Here is a 16,486-nt window from a genome sequence, read left to right on the forward strand (position 1 = left end):
GTCTCTTCTACAGCCGCGCGTAAGCAACAAAAAAGCCCACCCCGCAAAGGGTGGGCTCAATCCGTCAAATGGATCAGATCGATCAGGCTTCAGCCGAACCTTCTTCTTCCATGCCGCCAGCCGGAGCAACGATCGTAGCGATCGTGAAGTCGCGGTCGGCGATTACAGGCGTCACGCCCTTCGGCAGCTTGACGGCCGAGATGTGGATCGCATCGCCGACCTTGAGGCCAGCGAGGTCAACAGTGATCGCTTCCGGGATGTCCGAAGCCGGGCAGTGCAGTTCAACTTCGTGGCGAACGATGTTGAGAACGGCGCCGGTCTTGATGGCGGACTTCTCTTCGTTGATGAAGTGAACCGGGACCTGAACCGAAACCTGGCTGTTTGCCGATACGCGCAGGAAGTCGACATGCATCGTGAAATCACGAACGACGTCGAGCTGGTAGTCCTTCGGCAGAACGCGGATCTTTTCGCCATTGACTTCAATGACGGCGACGGTGGTCATGAAACCGCCGGCGTGGATGCGCTTGGTGATCTCGTTCGTGTTGATCGAGATCGCAATCGGGGCCTGCTTGTCACCGTAGATGACAGCCGGGATGAGACCGTTGCGGCGAAGTTCGCGGGAGGACCCCTTACCTACCCGTTCGCGTGCTACGGCCTTGAGCTCGTAAGAAGCGTGGCTCATGGCTTTACCTTTCAAGTTACTGGAGAGCCCTGGCGACGCATCTTGGTCATGCCAGAACCGGAGACCGTTGCCGGTCCCATCCACATTGCCTCCAAGGGTGTCTGTGCGGATCGGGCGCCTATAGACCAGATGCGGTGGAATAGCAAGGTTATGCGGGAGAAACCGCCGCATAACGCGCTTGTGACCCGGCTGCTCGCCAACGGGGCGTGAAACACAACTTGGTAACCATGCGCGGTGAGCATTTTGAAATTGACCACTGCTAGGTTTGGCCGTCAATTCAAACTGGTTCTTGCCCATGCTCGCCGTTCTAACCTGCATTGCTGTCGATCACGACCCGGTTTCACTGATCGCCGCTGTTCTTATCTGCGTGTTGGGGTCGCTTCTCACAATGCGCCTCTTCAGCCGCGTCCGCAGTACGCGGGGTCCGGTGCGTGCGAGCTGGATTGCACTGACGTCCATTATTGGCGGTTCATCCATCTGGACCACACATTTCGTCGCCATGATGGGTTATGAGGCCGATGCCCTTGCCGGCTATGAACCGACCGCGACGCTGCTTTCGCTGATGCTCGCCATCGTGATCACGGGCATGGGTCTCTTCATTGCCGCCGTGACTACGCGCAGCTTCCTCATCGAAGCCGGTGGAGCGCTCGTCGGTGCGGGCATTGCATCGATGCATTATGTCGGCATGTCTGGCTATCAGGTTCAGGCGGATCTGCATTGGAACATGAACTACGTCTGGGCGTCTCTCGTGGCGGCAGGACTGTTCGGCGCCCTCGCCACCAATCGCGTGGCTCGGCCCGTCACGCAATTCTGCCGTTATGGCGGTGGCGCCGCACTCGTGCTGGCCATTGCGTCGACGCACTTCATCGGCATGACAGCGTTGACCGTCGAGCCGAATTTTGGTGCTTCGTTGCCGGTGAACATGCTGCCCGAAAACGTGATGACGGTGGTGCTTATCTTCGTCACGCTGTTGATCCTGGTGATCGGCGCGATGACCTATGTCATCGACCGGCAATCGAACCGCTCGGCGGTCGAGCGCTATCGCCAGCTGTCGCTGCATGATGCGCTCACCGGCTTGCCGAACCGCATGGCATTCATGGAGCGTCTCGGACATCTCATGGATCGCCCGGCTGCGCGCAACGATCGCATCTACATCTTCTCCTTCGATCTCGACCGTTTCAAGGAGATCAATGACGTGCACGGTCACGCGGCAGGTGACCACGTGCTGCGCGTGGTTGCCGAGCGCATGTCGGAGAGCCTGAAACCGGGTGAATTCGTGGCCCGCATCGGAGGGGATGAATTCATCGCGGTCAGTCCCCGGTTGTTCACCGCAGGTGCTGCCGAGGCCTTTGCACGGGGCATCATTTCCGAACTGGTGTCGCCGATCCAATGGAAGGGGCTGACACTGTCCGTCGGGACAAGCATCGGGATTACCACCTTCCCGGACGGCGCCGATGACATCGACGACCTCATGGCGCAGGCTGATATTGCCATGTATCGCGCAAAGTCGGCCGGCTCGAACAATGTCTGCTTCTACGACAAGTCCATGGACCAGGCCGCTCGCGAGCGGAGCGCGCTCGCGATGGACATGCGGGCCGGCTTCCTGCGCAACGAGTTTCAGCTGTATTTCCAGAAGCAGAACGACACGCAGACCGGCGAGGTGGTCGGTTTCGAGGTTCTGTTGCGCTGGTCTCATCCCACACGGGGCATGGTTCCGCCGTCCGAATTCATTCCGATCGCGGAGCGGACAGGATTCATCGGCGAGCTCGGTGACTGGGTGCTGCGTCAGGCCTGCCTGGAAGCCGTGCAGTGGCGCAATCCGCTCAAGATCGCCGTGAATGTTGCGCCCAAGCAGCTGGCCAATTCAGCGCTGCCCGAGCGGGTGCGCGAAATTCTCGATGAGTCGGGTCTCGATCCGGCGCGCCTCGAACTGGAGATCACCGAGTCCGGGATCATTGATGATCAGCAGCATGCACTGCATATCATCCGCCAGCTGAAGGCGATTGGTGTCAACATTGCCATGGATGACTACGGCACTGGGTATTCTTCGCTTTCGACGCTGCAGCTTTTCCCCTTCGACAAGATCAAGATCGACCGGGGCTTCATCGACAGCGTCGTGGAGAACCGCCAGTCGGCCGCCATCGTCCGCTCGACGCTCATTCTGGCCCAGAGCCTCGACATTCCCGTGCTGGCAGAAGGCGTCGAGAATGCGGAGCATCTGCGCTTCCTCCAGCAGGAGGGGTGTCAGCAGGTTCAGGGCTTCCTGTATGGCAAACCGCAGCCGCTCTCGGAACTGCAGGATATCGTCAATCCCGCGCTGTCCTCGGTGCCGAGCGGGGAGCCTCTCAAGTCTGGCGGCGCTGCCGATATGGCGGCCTGAGCGCCCGAAATAGACGCATTTTGAAAGTGTCGCAGATTTGCGCCATTCCGGGCGACGAAATGTTGGCTGATCATTTGCCGCTTATATGAGCGATTGCCTCTGGAGCCGGAAGGCGCATACTGCAGCCCGTGCTTTGGGAGGAGCAGATGCGTCAGGATCTCAGACATTCCGAACTCGTGTATTCGACGGCGCAGAAGGCATCAGCCGCTGTGACCTCGCCGGTCGCTGCCTCGTGGAGCCGTTGCCTCAATCTTTACCACCTGCAACCCGAAGAGGCGCGCAAGCCGGTTCTGGTCGAAGAGGCGATGTATCGCGAAGCGCGCGAGCGCATGGAGCGGCTGATCGGCAGCTCCGCCGACGAGGTGGACCGGCTCTATCAGTTGGTCGGAAAATCCGGCTGTTGCATCATTCTCGCCGATCAGAACGGCATCGTGGTCGACCGGCGTGGTGCGCCCGGTGACGATGTCGAGTTCCGGGCGCTGGGGCTCTGGCAGCAGACGCTGTGGAGCGAGGCGAGTGTCGGGACAAACGGGATCGGTACGGCGCTGGCCGACGAGCGTGCCGTCGTCATCCACCGCGACCAGCATTTCATGAGCGCCAATATCGGTCTGTCCTGCGCGACCGCGCCAATTCGCGACCATCTCGGCCGGCTAACGGCAGCACTCGATGTTTCCACCTGCCGCAACGATGTCTCGGATATGACGCTCGCAGTGCTTTCGCAGGCCGTGCGGGATGCCGCAGCCCGGGTCGAAAGCAATCTCTTCCGCCAGGCGTTTGCCGGCGCGCGGATCGTCATGGTGCCCCAGGCGAACTCCCTGTCCGCATTGATTGCGGTCGATGGGGACGACCTGATCCTCGGCGCGACCAAGGCGGCGCGTCTTGCCCTGAAGCTCGATGACGGGCTGATCGCGCAGGGACTTCCGGCTGCCGATGCGCTGCGCGAGACGCGCGGCGAAGCGACCAGCGACCTCGAGGATGCCGAGCGGGCGGCTCTGCGCCGCGTGCTTTCACGTGCCAATGGCAACGTCTCACAAGCAGCCCAGATGCTCGGCATAAGCCGCGCGACACTGCATCGGAAGATGAAGCGCTTCCAGCTGCACTGACGGGCCGATAGGTGTCGCATTCCTGAAACACTGTGCGCTGCAGCACTGTTTCGCGCCACTATCTCCTGCGCCGGAACGCAGCAATCATCCTGCCATCAGGACCCGAGGAGGGGTCCTTTCACAGGGAGGATGACAGATGAACATTCAGGTCCAGACGATTGCGGCTTCGCCGTTCAAGCTGAAATACGGCAACTTCATCGGCGGTGAATTCCGCGAGCCGGTCAATGGCCGCTACTTCGAGAACACGACGCCGGTGACCGGCGGCAAGCTCTGCGACATCGCCCGGTCCGATGAGCACGACATCAATCTGGCGCTCGATGCGGCCCATGCCGCCAAGGACAAATGGGGCCGGACGTCGTCGACGGAACGCTCCAACATCCTGATGAAGATCGCGCAGCGGATGGAGGATAACCTCGAACTTCTCGCCCGCGCCGAGACCTGGGACAATGGCAAGCCGCTGCGCGAGACCATGGCGGCCGATATTCCGCTCGCCATCGACCACTTCCGCTATTTCGCCTCCTGCATTCGCGCCCAGGAAGGCACGATCGGCGAGGTCGACCACGACACGATCGCCTACCACTTCCATGAGCCGCTCGGTGTCGTCGGTCAGATCATTCCGTGGAACTTCCCGATCCTGATGGCGGCTTGGAAGATGGCACCGGCGCTGGCTGCCGGAAACTGCGTCGTGCTGAAGCCTGCCGAGCAGACACCGGCTTCTATCCTCGTCTGGATCGAACTGGTTGGTGACCTTCTGCCGCCTGGTGTGCTCAATATCGTCAACGGCTTTGGCCTCGAAGCTGGCAAGCCGCTCGCGACCAGCCCCCGCATTGCCAAGATCGCCTTTACCGGCGAGACCTCGACCGGCCGTCTGATCATGCAATATGCCAGCCAGAACCTCATTCCGGTGACGCTGGAACTCGGCGGCAAATCGCCGAACATTTTCTTCGAGGATGTCATGCGCGAGGACGATGACTATCTCGACAAGGCGCTCGAAGGTTTCGCGATGTTCGCGCTTAACCAGGGCGAGGTCTGCACATGCCCGAGCCGCGCGCTGGTACACGAGAAGATCTATGACCGCTTCATGGAGAAGGCACTGAAGCGCGTTGCCGCGATCAAACAAGGTGACCCGCTCGACATGTCGACGATGATCGGTGCGCAGGCATCGTCCGAGCAGCTGGAAAAGATCCTGTCCTATATGGATATCGGTCGCCAGGAGGGCGCCGAAGTGCTGATCGGCGGCGAGCGCAACAATCTCGCAGGCGAACTGGCCGGCGGCTATTACGTCAAGCCGACCGTGTTCAAGGGCCATAACAAGATGCGCGTCTTCCAGGAGGAGATCTTCGGGCCTGTTGTCTCCGTCACCACCTTCAAGGACGAGGCGGAAGCGCTCGAAATCGCCAATGACACGCTTTATGGCCTCGGTGCCGGCGTGTGGAGCCGCGATGCGAATACCTGCTACAACTTCGGCCGCAACATCCAGGCCGGTCGTGTGTGGACCAATTGCTATCATGCCTATCCGGCCCATGCGGCCTTCGGCGGCTACAAGCAGTCGGGCATCGGTCGCGAGACACACAAGATGATGCTCGACCATTACCAGCAGACCAAGAACATGCTGGTGTCCTACAGCCCGAAGGCACTCGGGTTTTTCTGAGGCCCGCCACCTCCCCCTTGAGGGGGGAGGTCGCAGCGAAGCTGCGGGTGGGGGTGATGGTTCAATTGCCCGATCGGTCACCCCACCCCGGCACTGCGTGCCGACCCTCCCCCTCAAGGGGAGGGTGGGTCCCGTCGCAACGCACTTGGAAGGAACCGCCGTGACCGACAATTCCAATCCAGGTGAACCCCGCGTCATCGCGACCGAAGCCGCACTCGCGTTTCTCGCCGAGATCAAACAGGACCATCCAGACATTCTGTTCCACCAGTCCGGTGGATGCTGCGACGGGTCATCGCCTATGTGTTATCCGGCGAGCGACTACCGGGTCGGCGAAACGGATGTGAAGCTCGGCGAGATCGGCGGCGTGCCGTTCTACATCAGCGGCAGCCAGTATGCCGTCTGGGCGCATACCCAGCTGATCATCGACGTGGTGCCGGGGCGAGGGGGCATGTTCTCGCTCGACAATGGCCGTGAGCGGCGCTTTCTCACACGCTCGCGGCTGTTTTCCGGGGGCGATGCCTGCAGTCTTCCGACCTGAAGTCTCTGCAGACTAAAAACCCGCCGCTTGAGATCGGCGGGTCAGGTTGGATTGCGGATGCAGGCGATCAGGCGGCGCGGCGGGCGGAGCCCTCGCGCTGGCCGATGGTGAAGCGTGAGACCTGTTCGGTCAGGCCGTCCGCTTCCTGGGCGAGTGCGAAGGCGGCAGCCGTCGTTTCCTCGACCATGGCTGCGTTCTGCTGGGTCATCTGGTCGAGATCGTTGACCGAGGCGTTGATTTCGGAAAGTCGGGCGGACTGTTCCCTTGATGCGTCGACGATTGCGCCGATCTGATCGTTGATTGCGGCGATGTTGTCCTCGATGGTGTGCAGGCGTTCTCCCGTCTGCAGAACCAGGGCCACGCCATCGGAGACATTGCTTGTCGAGGCGTTGATCAGTCCGTTGATGTCGCGGGCTGCGGTAGAGGACCGCTGAGCGAGTTCACGCACCTCCTGGGCAACGACCGCGAAGCCCTTGCCGGCTTCGCCGGCACGGGCCGCCTCGACACCCGCGTTCAGCGCGAGAAGGTTGGTCTGGAAGGCAATCTGGTCGATGACATCGATGATCTGGCGGATCTTGGAGGAGGACTCCTCGATCCGCTGCATCGCGACAATGGCTTCGTTGACCACTTCAGAGGAGGCCTTTGCCCCCTTCAGGGCACCAGCCGAGACCTGTACGGCTGTTTCGCAGCGACGCAAGGCGTCGTTGACGCTGCCGGTCATCTCGCCCAGCGCGGCGGCTGCTTCCTCAAGCGATGCGGCCTGCCGTTCGGTGCGATGGGCAAGGTTGGCTGATGCGCCCTTGAGGTCGTTCGAACCACCACGAATGGTGTCAGCGCTGGCCATGATTGCGCGAATGGTCTCCTCAAGCTTGTCGAGGGAGCCATTGAAGTCGATGCGCAAATGGTCAAGCTCCGGCACAAACGGTGTGTGGATGCGCAGGTGCAGTTTGTCGTCCGAAAGGTTCTTCAAGCCCGCGGCTAGAGCAGTCACGGCTTCCTGAAGTTCCTGGGCGCTACGCTGCTTTTCAGCCTCGCGCTCGCGCCGTTCGGCGTTCATCTCGAGATCGCGGCTCTCGGCCTCTTTCTCGATGCGCTCCTTTTCCAGTGCGCTGCGGCGGAAGCTGTCGAGGGCCCGCGCCATAAGGCCGATCTCGTCGCGTCGTCCGGTTCCGTCGATTTCGATCTCGGTGTCGCCGTTGTTCAGACGGTTCATCAGGCCTGCCAACTGGGTGAGGGGGCGCGTGAGGCTGGAGGAAACGGCGATACCGATGCCACCCATCACAACGAGGACGGCCACGGTTGCTACCAGGGCCCATTTGGCCAGCTCATTGGAAGACGCCAGGATGCCGCGTTCGTCCTGGCCGATCGCAAGAAGGTTCTTCTGGCCGAATAGGGTGACGGGCGTGAAGGAATAAAACAGGGTGCGATCACCGGAGGCTGCGAAGTCGGAACCCTTGGCTCCGCCGCGTGCTGCTGTCACGAGTGCTTGTGGCACGGCGGCATTGGCGCCGCCGGAAAAGGTTCCTGCCCGCAGGCTGCCGTCCTCGGCCAGCAGAACGCTGTCATCAATGCTCTGGCCCATGCCGTCGGGCGTGATCGATGCCGTCAAGCGAGTTGTGCCCACACGCATCACGATGACCCCCTTGCGGACGACCTCTCCCCAGACCGAAATCGCCAGGGGCTGGGCGACCAGCGCCGAGCGCGCGTCGTCTTCAGCCTGCATGTCAGTGAAGCCAATGGCGTGGACCTGGGAGACGTCGCCAGCTTGCGCCGCATCGAAGGCCGCCTTCAACGCGGCATTGGCGGGATCGGAGACGCTGGTCAGGAATGCGTCGCCCTTGGTGACCGAATAGATGATCTGCCCAGCGTTATCGATGACGTAGATATCGCTGACATTGGTGTTCTGACGCGTGCTGGCAATGGCGCCGTGAATGGAGGCGTGGCGGACACCGTAAAGCAGCTTGAGGCCTGATCCGTCGATTGACGCGCGTTCCTCAGAGTTCTTGCCGGGATCCTGGAAGACCTCGCGGATCTTTGCTTCCTCGATCTTGATGACCGTCGCAACAGAGTCGGCGGCTTCACCGATCGCGGTGTTCTGTGCGAGTTCGCCAAGCGCCTGCTGAATGCGGGTTTCATAGGCGGTGAGCACCTTGGCCTGTGTTGCGGCAACGCTTTCGAGGCGCAGCTTGCTGGCATCGATCAGTCCGCTCTTGCCGACCTGGTAGCTCAACAGGCCGACAGCCATACAGGACACTAGCGTCGCTCCAACCACCAGCCCCGCGAATTTTGCCTTCACCGACGACAGCACGTTTGTACGCGCATTCGTTCCGTTCGAACCCGTCACACCCATTCCTCCAGAAAACATCCCGAATGGAGGCTAAGCTGATTTGCTTACCGGCAGATTAAGGTTACCGGGGCTGCAGCCGCTCGTCAGCGCAGGCCGATCGTCTCGCAAGCGGCATCGATGAAGGCCAGCTTGACGGCCTGCGTGGCGAGGTATTCCTGGAGAAAGTCACGGGAAATCCACATCGTCGAGCGACCGCGATTGCCTTCCCAGCCGACACTGCCGATGGCTTCTGCTTCGCGCAGCTTGCGCGTCAGATGGGTGCGGGAGAGCCGGAAGTTCTCGGCAAGTTCCGGCACCGAGCGCACCTGTGTTGGCAAGCGTTCGATCGCCGGATCGACCGGGTCTACCCCGACCATCAGCCAATCCATGACGATGCCACCATTGTTCAGCCAGGTGAACAGCGACCAGGTCTGAGGCGGTGTGCGGATTTCCGGCGAGACCATGGCAAGGCGGGTGATCTCCGGATGCAGCCGGGCGAGGATCGTTTCGTCCGCCTCGAAGGCATCCAGCCTGTTGCCGCCGTCCAGCCGATCGAGGCTGATGAGATGGATGAAGACCCAGCGGCGGGTCGCTGCGATCGTGATCGGTGCCGGCACGAAGGGGCGGTTGCGGCGGTCTGGCGTCTGGCCGTGCTGGGCGATGCCGTAGACCAGCATTTCCTTGATGAAGGCGTCTGCGGTGTTGACCGAGGATATGCCCAGCGTCTTCACCTGCTCCAGATAGCGGGCCATCAGAATGACGGGCTCCGGATTGCCGCGGGCGACCTCCTGGAAATAGTGGCTCATCGCCAGATGACCCAGCAGCCAACGTTGTTGGGTGCCGAACACGGCGGCAAGCCGTGGGCTTTCCTCATTGACGCGCAGCAGAGCCCTGGACTGGTCCCGGACCGTTTCATGCAGATCTGTATTGGCCAGAAGTCGTTCAACCGAGAGTGACATCAACTCACGCGCAAAAGCCGGGGGCGGGTCCAAAAAGGGGTATTGCGCGCGAAGCTGTATGCAAAGCAAAGAGGCTCTGCAAGTGGCTGTGACACCGCTCACATTTCTTTGTCTCTCTTAATCTTAACTGTTAAGGATCGGTCTCAGTCGAACAGACTGGAGACCGACTCTTCCTGGCTCGTGCGGTTGATGGCTTCGCCTAGCAGCGTTGCCGTCGAGAGCACGCGGATATTGTGCGCCGACTGGACGGCCGTTGTCGGCTGGATCGAGTCGGTGATCACGAGTTCGCGCAGCTTGGAGGAGGCAACACGGGTCACTGCACCGCCAGAGAGCACGCCATGGGTGATATAGGCGGTCACGCTGGTTGCACCGTTCTTCAGCAGCGCTTCGGCCGCGTTGCAGAGCGTGCCGCCGGAATTGACGATGTCGTCGATCAGGATGCAGTCCTTGCCGGTGACCTCACCGATGACGTTCATGACTTCGGATTCACCCGGACGATCACGGCGCTTGTCGACGATCGCCAGCAGACAGTCGAGGCGCTTGGCAAGCGAACGGGCACGCACCACGCCGCCAACGTCAGGCGATACGACCATGACATTGTTGGTGTCATACTTGTCCTTGATGTCGCGCGCCAGGAGCGGCACCGCATAAAGGTTATCCGTCGGAATGTCGAAGAAACCCTGGATCTGGCCTGCATGCAGGTCGAGCGTCAGAACGCGGTCGGCCCCGGCTTCGGTGATCAGGTTGGCGACCAGCTTCGCCGAGATCGGCGTGCGGGGTCCGGGTTTGCGGTCCTGACGGGCATAGCCGAAATAGGGAAGGACCGCCGTGATGCGGCGTGCTGAAGATCGACGGAAGGCGTCGATCATGATCAGCAGTTCCATCAAGTGGTCGTTCGTCGGGAAGGACGTCGATTGAACGACGAACACGTCTTCGCCGCGCACGTTTTCCTGGATCTCTACGAAGATTTCCTGGTCTGCGAAACGGCGGACGCTGGCCTTGCCGAGTGGTACGTTGAGATAGGAGCAGATCGTTTCGGCCAATTGCCGGTTCGAATTACCTGCGAAAACCTTCATCTTGGCCCGCCTGTTACCATGCTGAGATGCGGGCTTTTTAGCGCCGTTCCCCCTGAATGCAAGAGGTTTGGACGGCTAGGCCCATATTTTCGGTTGATGCGCCAAATGGGGCGCATGTTTTGCGGTTTTACAGGGCGGAAGTCGCTCGGGTGTCAACCTGCACGACTGTTCCGCCATGATACATATTCGGCCATGCTCTTGGTTGCGATCTGCTGCATTACGGAGGCAGGGACCCCGGCCCAGGGGTCCTGCGCGCCCGAGGGCACCACCTCCTGGCCCTGGATGCGGTGCAGCCGTCCGCCGCTGCCATCCAGGATGTCCCAGACATAGGTGATCGTGACATTCCCGCTGTCGGAGAAGGCGGAGAAGTAGCCCTTGAGGATGTGTTCGCTCGAAGCGTCGCTGGCACTCTTGATGGTGAGGCCACGGGCACGCGCCTCGGCGCCGAGCTGGCGGGAGAGTGGCGTGACCGCCTGAACCGGTGCGCCGATGATTGGCAGAAAGCGGATGCTGCCCGTCGATTGTGCGGCCGGGGGCAGGGCTGCCTGCTGGGACTGAACCGCCTGCGGGGCGGGCTGTGCGGGTTGTGTCGCCTGCAGGGTGGCGGCCTGCTGCTGTGGTGCGCTGGGGAAAGCCTGCTCAGGCGCGCCGTCAAGTGGTGCTGAGGCTGCTGGATTGCGGCTACCCTGTGCGAGGGCCGCGGCTTGAGCCTCCAGTGAATTCTGCGGGCCGCGGACCGGCTCTGTATAGACGCCGGTCTGACCGAGCGGTGCGGTTTCAACCGGCTGGGTTCCGCCAGCCGGGGCCGCAAGCTCCTGTGAATAGGTCGCCGGCAGGCTGCCATTGCCGACATCGGCCGGGGGCGTCAGCACATCCGTGCTGTTGCAGCCCGAGATCAGTGCCAGCAGGCCGATGATACCGGCCAGTTTCGTGGTCATCCTGCGAGAACGTCTCACCACGGCGGGTCCTTCCGCTTTGATCCTGTCACAATTAATGTGACTAGCATGATCAGCCTGTCAATTCCCTGAACAGACTGGCAAAACCGCGCCATGCTCCTCAAATGGTGCCAGATCGCGCCCGTCAGACGCTGATCAGGTCGAGCGGATGGCGCGAAAGGGCGCGCGGGCCGGTTTCCGTCGTCAGGTAGGTCTGGCCGATGGTCATCGCCGCTTCCTTGTCGCTGTCCATGATGATCATGTGCACGAAGACGGACATGTCGGCTGCGATCTCCAGCGGGTTACCCGCATGGAACATCTGGTGCTCCATCCAGGATGGCGCGAAACGCGCACCGACCGAATAGCCGCAGGCATTGAAGCGATGGCGGGTCAGGCCACGGTCGTCCATGACCTTGGCATGGGCGTCGAAGACCTCGCCAAAGGTGTGGCCGGGGCGCAGCACCTGCTCGATTGCCCGCATGCCCTCGATCGCCGCCGTGAAGAGTTCGCGGTGACGGGAGGAGACGTCGCCGATCAGGACGGTGCGCAGCATGGGGGCGTGATAATGGGAGGCGACGCCGGCCCATTCGAGCGTCACCTGGTCGTTGGCCGACAGCTTTCGGCGACCCGACTTGTAGCGGCAGAGAAGAGCGTCCGCGGCCGATCCGATGACGAAGGGATTGGCGGGATAGTCGCCGCCGCCAGCCAGCACTGCCGACTGCATCGCAGCGAGGATCTCCGCTTCGTCGGCATCGGGTCCGATCAGGGGCAGGGCAGCGTCGAAGGCGCGGTCGGCCAGTTCGGCAGCCTCGGTCACCTTGGCTATCTCGGCCGGTGACTTCACCAGGCGCAGATTGCTGACAAGGTAAGAGGCATCCACAGCTTCGCAAAAATTGGTGAGCTGGTTGTCGACGAGACGCGCGACGCGGCCGGTCATGCCGTGGGTATCGTATTCGACGCCGACGCGCATGCCGAGAAGATCGAGATCGCTCAGGAGGTTGCGCAAATCGACGGCCGGGTCGGCATTCATCCGGTCGACCCAGACGACGATGTTTTCGATCGTCGAGGTCTGCTTGGCCTGACGCAGGTCGGGGGTCCGGGTCAGCAGGGTCAGGCTGCCGTCGGCCTTGACGACGAGGGTCTGGAAGAAGCAATAGCCGAAGGTGTCGTAGCCGGTCAGCCAATACATGCTCTCCTGCGCGAAGAGCAACAGGGCGTCGAGCTTTTCCTCGGCCATGCGGGCCATCAGGCGGGTGCGACGGGCGGAAAATTCGCTTTCGGTAAAGTGCAGGGCCATCTTAGTCCTCCATGATAGCGATCGCGGATATCTGTCGCCCATAGTCGGGTTCGCCCGCATGGGTTGTCCGGCGATAGGAGAAGAACGTTTCAGGGGCCGCATAGGTGCAATGGCCGGTGCTGTCGGCGATGACGCCCGCTTGCGTCAGGCGCATGATCGTGAGGCCGGGCAGGTCGAACATCGCATGGCCAGGTTTCGACGAGGGGGTGAAGAAGGCCTCGAATTCCGGATTGGCGGCGAGGAAGCGGTCGACGAATTCCGGACCGACCTCGTAATTTCTCTGGGAGATCGAGGGGCCGAGGGTTGCCCTTATGGCCTCGCGCCGAGCGCCAAGCGCGATCATGGCGTCAACGGTGTTTTCGAGAACGCCACCCAGTGCGCCCTTCCAGCCGGCATGGGCCGCACCGATGACCCGATTTTCAGGGTCGGCGAAGAGGATCGGGCCGCAATCGGCGGTCAATACGCCAAGCACCACGCCCGGGCTCGCCGTGACCTGTGCATCGGCCTGGGGCCGACTGCCGTCATAATCGGCGCCGACCACCACGACGTCGGGCGAATGAATTTGATGGGCGGTGGCGAGCCGTTCGTGCGGCAGGCCAAACCAGGCGCTGACCCTGCGGCGGTTCTCGCGCACCTTGTCAGGCTCATCGTTCGAACCGATACCGACATTGAGGCCGCGATAGATGCCTTCCGAGACGCCGCCGTCGCGGGTGAAAAAGCCGTGGCGGATGCCGGCTGCAGTCGTGGCGTCGAGGCTCTCTGCTAGGATGGGGCGTGGCTGGTCGGCTGTGCTCATGATTTGTCTCCTGAGCCTTGGCAAATCACGCGTATGCAATGCGGATACTGCGAAACGATTGGATTCAATCGGCTTTCTTCAAGTTCGAGCCGTCTGGAACGGGCGCGATCGTGCAGATCGCATCCCCTCCTGTCAATGCTTGGACTTGAATGGCAACAAGTGGACGACGGGCATGGAGACCGCCATGACCTTGAACAGCTCGCCCATGTAGCCATTGCCGGCGCCGGCGAGGCGATGCACGGCCTCGACGATTTCGGCTTGCATCTTCTCGTCCTTGTCGCGGCCGAGCGAAGCGGCGCGCTGCTCGATGCCGAGCCCGACGAGGAAGTCGCCCTGATGCATGCAGCCGTTGAGATGCACGCCTGCGGCAAGGGCGGTGCGGGCGAGGTTTTCGAAGTCGACGTGGCTGGTAAGGTCGGCGAGCCCCGGATTGGCGAGCGGCGGATCATACTCGTGGGCACGCACCGCCTGAAGGGTGTCACCGAAATTGGTGACCATGTGGCCATAATCGATGATCAGAGCGGTGCCGTGGCTTTGCTTCAGACGTTCGCAGATCGTCAGCATGACCGACTGGCGGGCGGGGGCCACTTCGAAGATTTCGCCGTCGGCAGGCGCATCGATGCCCTGTGGCAGCATCGCCGGGTCGAGCGTTGCGACGCCGAGCGTGAAGCACAGCTCGCCGTTGTCGTCGATGCCAACCATGCGCTCGCGAAAGCCGTCTGACGTCCTGACGAACTGGCGGATCGGGATCGCATCAAAGAGTTCGTTGGCCGCGAGCAGGGTAAATCCCTCAGGCACGCCGTCGAAGCTTTCGTGCCACGAGACTTTGTCACCGTGGCCGGAGAGCGTTTCCATCTGGGTGAGCTTCAGGAGGGCGCTGGTCTCGACGAGGTGGATTGTCGCCGTTTCGTAAAGCTCCGGTGCCGCACGGGATATCACCCTGAGCATGTCGGCCATCATGGTGCCGCGGCCAGGGCCGATCTCGACAAGGCGCACGTCACGCGGTTCACCATGGCGCTGCCAGGTGTTGATCATGAAGATGCCGAGCATCTCGCCGAACAGCTGGCTGATCTCGGGCGCCGTGACGAAATCGCCTGCACGGCCGAACGGATGGCGGGTGCGATAGTAGCCGTGTTCGGGGTCGGCGAGGCAGAGGGCGAAATAGTCCGTGATGCTGATCGGGCCATTGGCTGAGATCAGTGACTTGATCTTTTCGGCGAGCGGTGTGGCCATCTTGGCTCCTCAGCCTTGGGTCGCGGGGGCCTGACGCCCCGACCGCACGAAAATCCAGATCCCGATCAGGACCATCGGTAGCGACAGCACCATGCCCATGGTCATCCAGCCACCATAGAGATAGCCGAGCTGCACGTCGGGCTCGCGGAAGAATTCGACGAAGATGCGGGCCGAGGCATAGCCGGCCACGAAGATGCCGGTGATGCGACCGGGGGCGCGGAGGGCGCCGAATGCGCGGGCGAGGATCTGCAGCACGATAAGCAGGACGAGACCCTCGAGTGCTGCTTCATAAAGCTGGCTCGGATGGCGGGGGAAGGGGCCGCCAGTGGGGAAGGCCATTGCCCAGGGTACATCGGCCGGCCGGCCCCAGAGTTCGCCATTGATGAAGTTTGCGATGCGGCCGAACAGCAGCCCGAGGGGCACGACGCTGGCGACCAGGTCGAAGAGGCTCCAGAGGCGGATCTGATGTTTCCGGGCGAAATAGACCATGGCGAGCGTTGCGCCAATAAAGCCGCCATGGAAGGACATCCCGCCGTTCCAGACCTCGATCGCGCGCATCGGATTGGCCGCCACCGAGGCGAAGTCGTAGAAGAAGATGTAGCCGAGACGGCCGCCTGCAACGACGCCGATCGCGACCCACAGAATGAAGTCGTCGATCTGTTGCAGGGTGGCGGGCGCCTGGCCGTTCGGCCACAGATGCGGGCGCTTCAGAAGATCGCGGGCTATCAGCCAGCCGAGGAGGATGCCGGCAACATAGGCGAGGCCATACCAATGGACCGACAGCGGGCCGATCGAGAAAGCGACCGGGTCGATCGCGGGAAAGGATACGGCGGCGAAAAGGTCCAGGACTGACAACAATGGAGTACTTTCGTTAATGCTGCTGGAAAATGGCGTTGCGAACTGGCACGGTCAAGATGGAATTGCGGCGGCTGCGACACCGTCAACCACCTTTATCTGTCCTTCGCGTCTTGCGTGCCGGGCTGTCTGGTCCTACCTCATCTTAAGGTACCGATTTTCCAGTCCGCAGTCTGCTTCAGAGGAGTTTTCCATGTCGACCGGCCCCAACCGTATTCTCGATGATTTCGCCAAGTTGATGACGGACGCCGCGGGCGCAGCCCAAGGCGTTCGAAAAGAGGTGGAAACAGCCTTTCATGCTCAGGCGGAGCGCTGGCTGAACAGCATGGATCTGGTCAAGCGCGAAGAGTTCGACGTGGTTCGCGAGATGGCGCTGAAGGCGCGTGAAGAGAACGATGCGCTGCTGATGCGCATCGAGGCTCTCGAGGCTCAGCTCTCCCCCCAGCCGAAGTAATCGCTGCTCCGTTTCGAAACAGCTTCGCGAGACGCCGCAAGGCTTAGCAAGACCCATTGCCTGTGGCTTTGGGTCTTTTTGTATTTTCAGCACCTTGACGGGTGTCGCTCAGGCCGGAACCCACGAAAAAATTGCAGCTTGTGGACAGCTGCGAAAAAGCCAATCGGCAGAGTTGCTTATGGGGTGATGCAAAGGCGATTC

Annotated in this window: 14 protein-coding genes; 5 read left to right on the forward strand and 9 right to left on the reverse strand. The window is 61.7% G+C overall.

Annotated elements, in window-relative coordinates; translation table 11 throughout:
* Positions 1–82: 82 nt before the first annotated feature.
* Entirely contained in the window at positions 83–682 is a 600-nt protein-coding gene (locus SJY08_RS04585; protein WP_054151508.1) for a 50S ribosomal protein L25/general stress protein Ctc, read from the reverse strand.
* A 265-nt stretch (positions 683–947) separates the two neighbouring features.
* Here SJY08_RS04585 and SJY08_RS04590 point away from each other — a divergent pair, with 265 nt between their 5' ends.
* The 4 genes from SJY08_RS04590 (at position 948) to SJY08_RS04605 (ending at position 6,354) form a co-directional block, all read left to right on the forward strand.
* Positions 948–3,062, forward strand: coding sequence for a putative bifunctional diguanylate cyclase/phosphodiesterase (locus SJY08_RS04590; protein WP_377274844.1), 2,115 nt, complete (start codon positions 948–950; stop codon positions 3,060–3,062).
* A 146-nt stretch (positions 3,063–3,208) separates the two neighbouring features.
* Positions 3,209–4,165, forward strand: a complete 957-nt coding sequence (locus SJY08_RS04595; RefSeq protein ID WP_054151509.1) for a helix-turn-helix domain-containing protein — start codon at positions 3,209–3,211, stop codon at positions 4,163–4,165.
* Positions 4,166–4,301: 136 nt separating this feature from the next.
* The gene (gene adh / locus SJY08_RS04600) at positions 4,302–5,816 is read left to right on the forward strand and encodes an aldehyde dehydrogenase (RefSeq protein WP_300888338.1); all 1,515 of its coding nucleotides are present in this window, start codon (positions 4,302–4,304) and stop codon (positions 5,814–5,816) included.
* A 160-nt stretch (positions 5,817–5,976) separates the two neighbouring features.
* On the forward strand, positions 5,977–6,354 hold the full coding sequence (locus SJY08_RS04605) for a DUF779 domain-containing protein (protein WP_377274845.1): 378 nt from the start codon (positions 5,977–5,979) through the stop codon (positions 6,352–6,354).
* A gap of 67 nt (positions 6,355–6,421) precedes the next feature.
* Here the strand turns inward: SJY08_RS04605 and SJY08_RS04610 are convergent, their stop codons facing one another.
* The 8 genes from SJY08_RS04610 to lgt form a co-directional block, all read right to left on the reverse strand.
* Entirely contained in the window at positions 6,422–8,704 is a 2,283-nt protein-coding gene (locus SJY08_RS04610; RefSeq protein WP_377274846.1) for a methyl-accepting chemotaxis protein, read from the reverse strand.
* Between the two features lie 80 nt (positions 8,705–8,784).
* Entirely contained in the window at positions 8,785–9,639 is an 855-nt protein-coding gene (locus SJY08_RS04615; RefSeq protein ID WP_300888340.1) for a hypothetical protein, read from the reverse strand.
* Positions 9,640–9,782: 143 nt separating this feature from the next.
* Positions 9,783–10,715: a ribose-phosphate pyrophosphokinase gene (locus SJY08_RS04620; protein WP_377274847.1), complete on the reverse strand. Its 933-nt coding sequence runs from the start codon at positions 10,713–10,715 to the stop codon at positions 9,783–9,785.
* Between the two features lie 152 nt (positions 10,716–10,867).
* A complete protein-coding gene (locus SJY08_RS04625; protein ID WP_377274848.1) occupies positions 10,868–11,653 on the reverse strand; it encodes a hypothetical protein in 786 nt (261 codons plus the stop codon).
* A gap of 142 nt (positions 11,654–11,795) precedes the next feature.
* On the reverse strand, positions 11,796–12,947 hold the full coding sequence (locus tag SJY08_RS04630) for a Xaa-Pro peptidase family protein (RefSeq protein ID WP_300888342.1): 1,152 nt from the start codon (positions 12,945–12,947) through the stop codon (positions 11,796–11,798).
* Between the two features lies 1 nt (position 12,948).
* On the reverse strand, positions 12,949–13,743 hold the full coding sequence (pgeF, locus tag SJY08_RS04635) for a peptidoglycan editing factor PgeF (RefSeq protein ID WP_377274849.1): 795 nt from the start codon (positions 13,741–13,743) through the stop codon (positions 12,949–12,951).
* 132 nt (positions 13,744–13,875) lie between these two features.
* Positions 13,876–14,976 (reverse strand): class I SAM-dependent methyltransferase, encoded by a 1,101-nt coding sequence (locus tag SJY08_RS04640; RefSeq protein ID WP_054151518.1) that lies wholly within the window; start codon positions 14,974–14,976, stop codon positions 13,876–13,878.
* Between the two features lie 9 nt (positions 14,977–14,985).
* The gene (gene lgt / locus SJY08_RS04645; RefSeq protein ID WP_377274850.1) at positions 14,986–15,834 is read right to left on the reverse strand and encodes a prolipoprotein diacylglyceryl transferase; all 849 of its coding nucleotides are present in this window, start codon (positions 15,832–15,834) and stop codon (positions 14,986–14,988) included.
* A gap of 190 nt (positions 15,835–16,024) precedes the next feature.
* Here lgt and SJY08_RS04650 point away from each other — a divergent pair, with 190 nt between their 5' ends.
* Entirely contained in the window at positions 16,025–16,285 is a 261-nt protein-coding gene (locus SJY08_RS04650; protein ID WP_377274851.1) for an accessory factor UbiK family protein, read from the forward strand.
* The last annotated feature ends 201 nt before the right edge of the window (positions 16,286–16,486 follow it).

Origin of the sequence: Rhizobium sp. R86522 (assembly GCF_042466255.1) — a bacterium.
Taxonomy (GTDB): Bacteria; Pseudomonadota; Alphaproteobacteria; order Rhizobiales; family Rhizobiaceae; genus Allorhizobium.